Below are 7202 nucleotides of genomic sequence, written 5' to 3'. Positions count from 1 at the left end.
GGGTTCGAACGTGGGGCGGGCGGATCGGCGTCGCGCGGGGGACGACGCCAGCTGAGGGCATCGACCCTCGCGGGCTGAGATTCGGTGGGACTCTGCGGCGGTCCATCGGCCTGTCGTCGCCGACTCGCGCCGAAGCTCGTCGAGGCGCCGACCGTTATCCGCTACCGTAAACACATGATGAGGCAACGTGAGGTGACGCCGCGGATGGCGTGGCTCTTCATCGGCCTCGGTGCAGTCGTCCTGGCCGCCGCGCTGTACCGCGACTGGTCGACGTGGCCCGATCTCCGCACGATCCTCGGTGCGGTGATGGCGGTCTTCGGAGCGGGCGAGATCGTCGTCGGCGTCCACGCGCTGTGGCGAGCGAGGAGGGGGCGCGATGGCGAAGCGCGCTGACGTCGAGACCCGGACCGTCCCGGTCGCGGCGCTCAAGGCGTTCGCCGGGGTGGTGTTCCTGCTGTGGCTCGTGCTGTTAGCGGCCTTCACGCTCCTCGATTGGCCGTTCGCGGCCCGCCGAGTCAGCGGATCGCGCACGGCTTGTTGCTCGCGATCGGCCTGACCCTCGCGACGGTAGCGGGCCAACTGTGGCGGACCGCGATCGGGATGGAACCCGCGACGAGCGCGAGCGACGCCCGCTACCTGCTCGGGGGCGTCGCGCTCCTGATCCCGGCGATAGCACTCACGTGGATGGACTACGGCGCTTGGGCGCCCTGGCGCATCGCGGCGGTCATCCTCCTCTTCGCGGCGATGATCGTGCTGGCCGTCCTCAACCTCCGCGACCGGCGGCGACACAAGGGCGAGATCGTGGCGCCGATCGCGGCGATGACGGTGCGGACGGCCCGCGGCGATCGCGAGGTCCGCATCGGGCAACCGGAGGGCCTGCACGACCGCTGGGTCACCCGCTGGTCGATCGGGACGCCGGCGGGCACGCTCGAGCGGGTCTCCTACGGCCCGGACCCGCTGCGTTCGCTCACAGCTGCACTCGCCGACGCGGAAGCCGCGACCGCCGTAATCTGAAACGGTGGCTGAATCCGAGAAACGGCGCCCCGCGATCCTGACCGTCGACGACGATCCGAGCGTGTCCCGCGCGGTCGCCCGCGACCTGCGGCGCAAGTACGGCGATGAGTACCGGATCGTGCGCGCGGAGAGCGGCGAGCAGGCCCTCGAGGCGCTCAAGGAGCTCAAGCTCCGCGGCGACCTGGTGGCCGTGATCCTGGCCGACTACCGCATGCCGGGCATGACGGGGCTCGAGTTCCTCGAGGCGGCGATGGATGTCTACCCGGGCGCGCGCCGGCTCCTGCTCACCGCGTACGCGGACACGGGCGCGGCGATCGAGGCGATCAACGTGGTCGACCTGGACCACTACCTGCTCAAGCCCTGGGACCCGCCGGAGGAGAAGCTCTACCCCGTCATCGACGCGCAGCTGGAGGCCTGGCTGTGCAGCGACCACCGGCCCGTGCCGGAGACGAAGGTCGTCGGGCACCGCTGGTCGGCACGCTCGTCTGAGGTGCGGGAGTTCCTGGCCCGCAACCAGATCCCGTACCGCTGGTACACCGCCGAGTCGCCCGAGGGGCAGCGGCTGCTCGCCGCGGCGGGCAGCGACGGGCAGCAGTTGCCGCTCGTCGCCGCGGCAGACGGGACCGCGCTGAGCGCACCGTCGGACAGCGAGCTCGCGGCGCACGTGGGCCTGAACACCACCCCGTCGGAGGAGTTCTACGACCTGGTGGTCGTCGGCGCCGGACCGGCCGGACTCGGCGCCGCGGTGTACGGCGCGTCCGAGGGGCTGCGGACGGTGCTCGTAGAGCGGTCCGCGACCGGCGGCCAGGCGGGGCAGAGCTCCCGCATCGAGAACTACCTCGGCTTCCCCGACGGCGTCTCGGGCACGCAGCTCACCGACCGGGCGCGGCGGCAGGCCACCAAGTTCGGCGCCGAGATGATCACGGCCGCCGACGTCGTCGCCCTCGAGGTGACCGGCGCCGGGCGGCGCGTGCGCTTCTCCGACGGCACCGTCGTGGGCGCGCACACCGTCATCCTTGCGACGGGCGTCGCGTACCGGCAGCTCGACGCCCCGGGCTTGGACCGGCTCACCGGCGCGGGCATCTTCTACGGCTCGGCGATGACGGAGGCGCCGGCCTGCGCGGGGCAGAACGTCTACATCGTGGGCGGCGCCAACTCCGCGGGCCAGGCCGCGGCCTACCTGTCGAAGGGCGCCCGCTCGGTCACCCTGCTGGTGCGCGGCCCGTCGCTGGAGGCGTCGATGTCGTACTACCTCATCCAGCAGCTGAACGCGATCGAGAACGTGCACGTCAAGCCGCATACCCAGGTGATCGAGGCGCACGGCGACGACCACCTGACGCAGCTCACCCTGCGCGACACCCAGTCGGGCGAGACGGAGCAGGTCCCGGCCGACTTCCTGTTCGTCTTCATCGGTGCGGAGCCGCGCACGGACTGGCTCGACGGCGTCGTCGAGCGCGACGGGCGGGGCTTCCTGCTGACCGGCCCGGACCTCACGCCCGACGGTGCCGCCCCGCCGGGATGGGAACTGGACCGTCCGCCGTTCCACTTGGAGTCGAACGTGCCGGGCATCTTCGTGGCCGGCGACGTCCGATCCGAATCGGCGAAGCGCGTCGCCTCCGCGGTGGGCGAGGGCGCGATGGCCGTGATGTTCGTCCACCGCTATCTGGAAGGAGTCGACTCGTGAGCACTCATGACCCGTGCTTCGTCGACGAACTGCGCACTCTATTCCTGTTCGAGAAGCTCAGCGACGAGCAACTGGAGTGGCTGTGCGAACGCGGCCACGTGGAGACCTTCCCCGCCGGCCCCGTCTACTCGACCGGCGACCCCGCGGACTGGCTGTACGTCCTGCTCAAGGGGACGATTGCGCTGTCGCAGAAGGTGGGCGACGCGGAGGTCGAGACCACCCGCTCCGACCAGCGCGGCGCCTACTCCGGTGCGTGGTCGGCGTTCCTCGGCAAGGGCGGCCCGGCGCAGACGCAATACAACTCGTCCATGCGTGCGGTGACGGAGGCGCAGTTCTTCATGCTGCCCGCCGCCGACTTCAACGAGGCGATGCACGACTGGTTCCCGATGGCGGTGCACCTGCTGGAGGGCGTCTTCTACGGCGGCCAGCGCAGCCGCCAGATGATCGAGCAGCGGGAGCGGCTGCTGGCGCTGGGCTCGCTGTCCGCCGGCCTCACCCACGAACTGAACAACCCCGCCGGTGCCGCCACCCGCGCGGCGGCGGAGCTGCGCACCCGCGTCGGCGGCATGCGGCACAAGCTGGCCGGCATCGCGAGCGGGAAGCTCGACCGCACCCGCCTGGTGGACCTCGTGAAGTTCCAGGAGGAGGCCGTCGAGGCGGTCGCGGTCGCCCCCGATCTCGGCCCGCTGGAGGCCTCCGACCGCGAGGACGAGCTCATGGACTGGCTCGACGACCACGACATCGGCGACGGGCACGTGCTCGCCCCCGTCTTCGTGGCCGCGGGCCTGCAGACGGACTTCCTCGACCGCGTCGCGGGCTCGCTCGACGACGTCCAGACGCTGTCGGGCGCGCTGCGCTGGCTGTACTACACGGTCGAAACCGAGCTGCTCATGAACGAGATCACCGACTCCACCAACCGGATCTCCACCCTGCTGCAGGCGGCCAAGCAGTACTCGCAGATGGACCGCGCGCCCTTCCAGGTGCTCGACGTCCGCGAGCTGCTCGACAGCACCGTCGTCATGCTCAGCCGCAAGTTGGGGCAGGGCGACGTCACGGTGGTCCGGGACTACGACCCCGACCTGCCGGACATCCAGGGCTACGGCGCCGAGCTGAACCAGGTGTGGACCAACCTGATCGACAACGCCGTGCAGGCGATGGACGGCAGCGGCACCCTCACGCTGCGGGCCCACCGCAAGGACGATTCGGTGGTGGTCGAGGTGGCCGACACCGGCAGCGGCATCCCCGCCGACGTGGTGCCCCGCATCTTCGAGCCCTTCTTCACGACCAAGGACGTCGGCCAGGGAACCGGTCTGGGACTGGACATCTCGTGGCGCATCGTGGTGAACAAGCACCAGGGTGACCTGTCGGTGCGCTCGGTTCCGGGGAACACGGTGTTCACTGTGGAACTGCCCATCGCCGGCCCGCAGCGGGACGAGATCGCCGACCCCGGCGACCCGGGAGAAGGGACTCAAGCATGAGCGCACCGACCGATCCGATCGATCCCGCCGTGCCGCCCAGCGGCGCCGGCTGCGTGGAGTGCGACGCTGCGGGTGGCTGGTGGGTTCACCTGCGCCGCTGCGCGAAATGCGGCCACATCGGCTGCTGCGACTCGTCGCCGTCGCAGCACGCCAGCGCCCACGCCCGCGTGAGCGGACACCCCATCGTGCAGAGTTTCGAGCCGGGGGAGGACTGGTTCTGGGACTACGTCTCCGAGGACTACTACGACGGTCCGCGCCTCGCCGACCCGCAGAACCGCCCCGTCGACCAGGCCGTGCCCGGCCCCGCGGGCCGCGTGCCCGCCGACTGGAGGACCCACGTGCATTGAGCGGCGTGATGACGACCGCTGAGATGACGGCCGCCGACCTGCGCCGCTACGGCGAGGACGAGGCCGCCGCGTGGGTGCTGCGGTGCTCCGACGAGGAACTCGAGCGGGTGTTCCAGGTGGCCGGGTACCTGTACGGCCGGGTGAACCCGCTGGCGCGGGCGTGCGCGACCGCTGCCGTCTACGTCTGCGAAGGCGCCCCGCGCGAGCTGCGGCGCACGCGCCGCAAGCCGCAGACCGAGCCCGAGGGGCCGCTGCTGCGCAACGGTCGGTACACCTCGCTCGCCGTGCGGCGGCAGATCGACGCGCTGCCCCGGTACGGGATCGGGCCGGACCTGGTCGCCTTCTTCGACGACGGTGCCGCAGGCCCGCCCGTCGCGGGGCCCGAGCCCGCGCGCGCCGTGGGAGCGTCCTGGCGGCGCCCCGACTTCGCGGAGCGCGACGACCGCCGTGCCCAGTGGACCACGTGGATCCCCGATGACCTCGAGGAGCGCGTCCGCTGGTCGGTGCGGCGCATCGGCGCCGCCGACGCGATCCTGCCGCACACCTTCTACTCGGTGTTCCCGCTGGCGCCGGACGCCGCGGTGACGGAGGAGCCCACGTCGCTGGAGTTCCTCCAGGCCGCGGGAACGGACGACCGCCTCGTGGTCGAGATCAAGCGCCGCGAGCCCGACGGTGCCCTCCGCCAGTACGTGATCGGCCGCCCGGCGGCGGCCGCCGAGACGGAGACGGAGACCGTCGTCCAGGGCGAGTTCGAGCACCGGGTCCGGCCCGCGGAGGTGCACGCCACGGCGGACGCGGAGGAGCTGTTCGTCCACTACTTGCGGCACCGGGACGCCCCCGCCGGATCGCACCTGCGCGAGCTGTCCGAGTTCTCGTCGCCGCGATCAATGCGAGGATGGCAATAGCCGTATCCGGACCAGGAGGAGAACCGTGCCGCAGACCGTCAGAGGAATCGTCGCCCGCGCGAAGGGGGAGCCCGTCGAGGTCCTCCCGATCGTGATCCCCGACCCGGGGCCCGGTGAGGTGGTGGTCGCGGTGCAGGCGTGCGGCGTCTGCCACACCGACCTGCACTACCGCGAGGGCGGCATCAACGACGAGTTCCCGTTCCTGCTGGGACACGAGGCCGCCGGCGTCGTCGAAACCGTGGGCGAGGGAGTCGATCACGTCGCGCCCGGCGACTTCGTCGTGCTGAACTGGCGTGCCGTGTGCGGGCAGTGCCGCGCCTGCAAGCGCGGCAAGCCGCAGTACTGCTTCGACACCTTCAACGCCACGCAGAAGATGACTCTCGAGGACGGCACCGAGCTCTCGCCCGCCCTCGGCATCGGCGCCTTCGCGGAGAAGACCCTCGTGCACCAGGGCCAGTGCACCAAGGTCGATCCCGAGGCCGACCCCGCCGTCGTGGGGCTCCTCGGCTGCGGCGTGATGGCCGGCCTGGGTGCCGCCGTGAACACCGGCGGCGTCTCCCGCGGCGATACCGTGGCCGTGATCGGTTGCGGCGGTGTGGGAGACGCGGCCATCGCGGGCGCCCGCCTCGTGGGTGCGCGCACCATCATCGCCGTCGACCGGGACCCGAAGAAGCTGGAGTGGGCCCGCGAGCTGGGCGCCACGCACACCGTCAACGCCGCGGAAACCGATGCGGTGGAGGCGATCCAGGAGCTCACCGACGGCTTCGGCGCCGACGTCGTGATCGACGCCGTCGGCCGCCCCGAGACGTGGAAGCAGGCCTTCTACGCCCGCGACCTGGCGGGCACCGTCGTCCTGGTGGGCGTGCCCACTCCGGACCTGACGCTGGACATGCCGCTCATCGACTTCTTCTCGCGCGGTGGGGCTCTCAAGTCGTCCTGGTACGGCGACTGCCTGCCCGAGCGGGACTTCCCGCAGCTCGTCGACCTCTACCGGCAGGGCCGCCTGCCGCTGGAGAAGTTCGTCACCGAGCGGATCGGCCTCGACGAGGTGGAGCAGGCCTTCGCGACCATGCACCGCGGAGAGGTGCTGCGCTCGGTGGTGGTCCTGTGACGCTGCGCGTGGAACGCGTTGTCACCTCAGGTGTATTCAGCCTCGACGGTGGCACCTGGGACGTCGACAACAACGTCTGGCTCGTCGGCGACGACAGCGAGGTCGTGGTGATCGACGCCGCGCACTCCGCCGCCCCGATCGTCGACGCCGTCGGTGGCCGCACGGTGCGCGGAATCGTCTGCACCCATGGGCACAACGACCACGTGACCGTCGCGCCGGAGCTGTCCGAACGGCTCGACGCCGCGATCCTGCTGCACCCGGGAGACGACGTGCTCTGGGACCTGACCCACCCGGGTGTCGGACACGAGGACCTCGCAGACGACAGCCGGATCGCGGTCGGCGGCACCGAGATCCGCGTGATCCACGCGCCCGGTCACTCGCCGGGATCGGTGTGCCTGTACCTCCCGGAGGCGGGGCAGCTGTTCAGCGGCGACACGCTGTTCGCCGGCGGGCCCGGCGCCACCGGCCGCTCGTACAGCGACTTCTCCGTGATCATCGAGTCGATCCGCGACCGGCTGTTCGCGCTGCCGCCGGAGACCGTGGTGAACACCGGCCACGGCGACGGGACGACGCTGGGCACCGAATCGCCCCACCTCGAGGAGTGGATCCGCCGGGGGCACTGATCCCCCGCCCTAATCCGAACCCGGGTTGTATCTTCTTTGC

General features: G+C 71.3%; 9 protein-coding genes. All 9 read left to right on the top strand.

Going from position 1 to position 7202, the window contains the following annotated elements; all coding sequences use genetic code 11:
* The first annotated feature begins 174 nt into the window (after window positions 1-174).
* Genes LB823_RS13360 through LB823_RS13320 form a run of 9 tightly spaced genes read left to right on the top strand, consistent with a single transcriptional unit; the run spans window position 175 to window position 7162 of the window.
* Window positions 175-393, top strand: a complete 219-nt coding sequence (locus tag LB823_RS13360) for a hypothetical protein (RefSeq protein WP_224647728.1) — start codon at window positions 175-177, stop codon at window positions 391-393.
* Window positions 377-556, top strand: coding sequence for a hypothetical protein (locus tag LB823_RS13355; RefSeq protein ID WP_224647727.1), 180 nt, complete (start codon window positions 377-379; stop codon window positions 554-556). Before LB823_RS13360 ends, LB823_RS13355 begins: the two co-directional genes overlap by 17 nt.
* Window positions 535-1014, top strand: coding sequence for a hypothetical protein (locus LB823_RS13350; protein ID WP_224647726.1), 480 nt, complete (start codon window positions 535-537; stop codon window positions 1012-1014). Before LB823_RS13355 ends, LB823_RS13350 begins: the two co-directional genes overlap by 22 nt.
* A gap of 4 nt (window positions 1015-1018) precedes the next feature.
* Window positions 1019-2698: an FAD-dependent oxidoreductase gene (locus tag LB823_RS13345; RefSeq protein ID WP_224647725.1), complete on the top strand. Its 1680-nt coding sequence runs from the start codon at window positions 1019-1021 to the stop codon at window positions 2696-2698.
* Window positions 2695-4176 (top strand): ATP-binding protein, encoded by a 1482-nt coding sequence (locus tag LB823_RS13340; protein WP_224647724.1) that lies wholly within the window; start codon window positions 2695-2697, stop codon window positions 4174-4176. The genes LB823_RS13345 and LB823_RS13340 overlap by 4 nt, the downstream gene beginning before the upstream one ends.
* Window positions 4173-4523 carry a UBP-type zinc finger domain-containing protein gene (locus LB823_RS13335; protein ID WP_224647723.1) on the top strand — a complete coding sequence of 117 codons (351 nt, stop codon included), beginning with the start codon at window positions 4173-4175 and terminating at the stop codon, window positions 4521-4523. Before LB823_RS13340 ends, LB823_RS13335 begins: the two co-directional genes overlap by 4 nt.
* Before the next feature lie 8 nt (window positions 4524-4531).
* A complete protein-coding gene (locus LB823_RS13330) occupies window positions 4532-5428 on the top strand; it encodes a hypothetical protein (protein ID WP_224647722.1) in 897 nt (298 codons plus the stop codon).
* Between the two features lie 25 nt (window positions 5429-5453).
* Entirely contained in the window at window positions 5454-6539 is a 1086-nt protein-coding gene (locus LB823_RS13325) for an S-(hydroxymethyl)mycothiol dehydrogenase (protein ID WP_224647721.1), read from the top strand.
* Window positions 6536-7162, top strand: a complete 627-nt coding sequence (locus tag LB823_RS13320; RefSeq protein ID WP_224647720.1) for an MBL fold metallo-hydrolase — start codon at window positions 6536-6538, stop codon at window positions 7160-7162. Before LB823_RS13325 ends, LB823_RS13320 begins: the two co-directional genes overlap by 4 nt.
* Window positions 7163-7202 lie beyond the last annotated feature (40 nt).

This window comes from Tsukamurella sp. M9C (genome assembly GCF_020169415.1).
Lineage (GTDB): Bacteria > Actinomycetota > Actinomycetes > Mycobacteriales > Mycobacteriaceae > Tsukamurella.
Note: the sequence above shows the minus strand (reverse complement) of the source record. Positions and strands in the feature narration are given on the sequence as shown.

Coding starts and splice junctions, on each gene's coding strand:
- LB823_RS13360 (WP_224647728.1), top strand. CDS start 175: ATGATGAGGCAACGTGAGGTGACGCCGCGGATGGCGTGGCTCTTCATC.
- LB823_RS13355 (WP_224647727.1), top strand. CDS start 377: ATGGCGAAGCGCGCTGACGTCGAGACCCGGACCGTCCCGGTCGCGGCG.
- LB823_RS13335 (WP_224647723.1), top strand. CDS start 4,173: ATGAGCGCACCGACCGATCCGATCGATCCCGCCGTGCCGCCCAGCGGC.
- LB823_RS13330 (WP_224647722.1), top strand. CDS start 4,532: ATGACGACCGCTGAGATGACGGCCGCCGACCTGCGCCGCTACGGCGAG.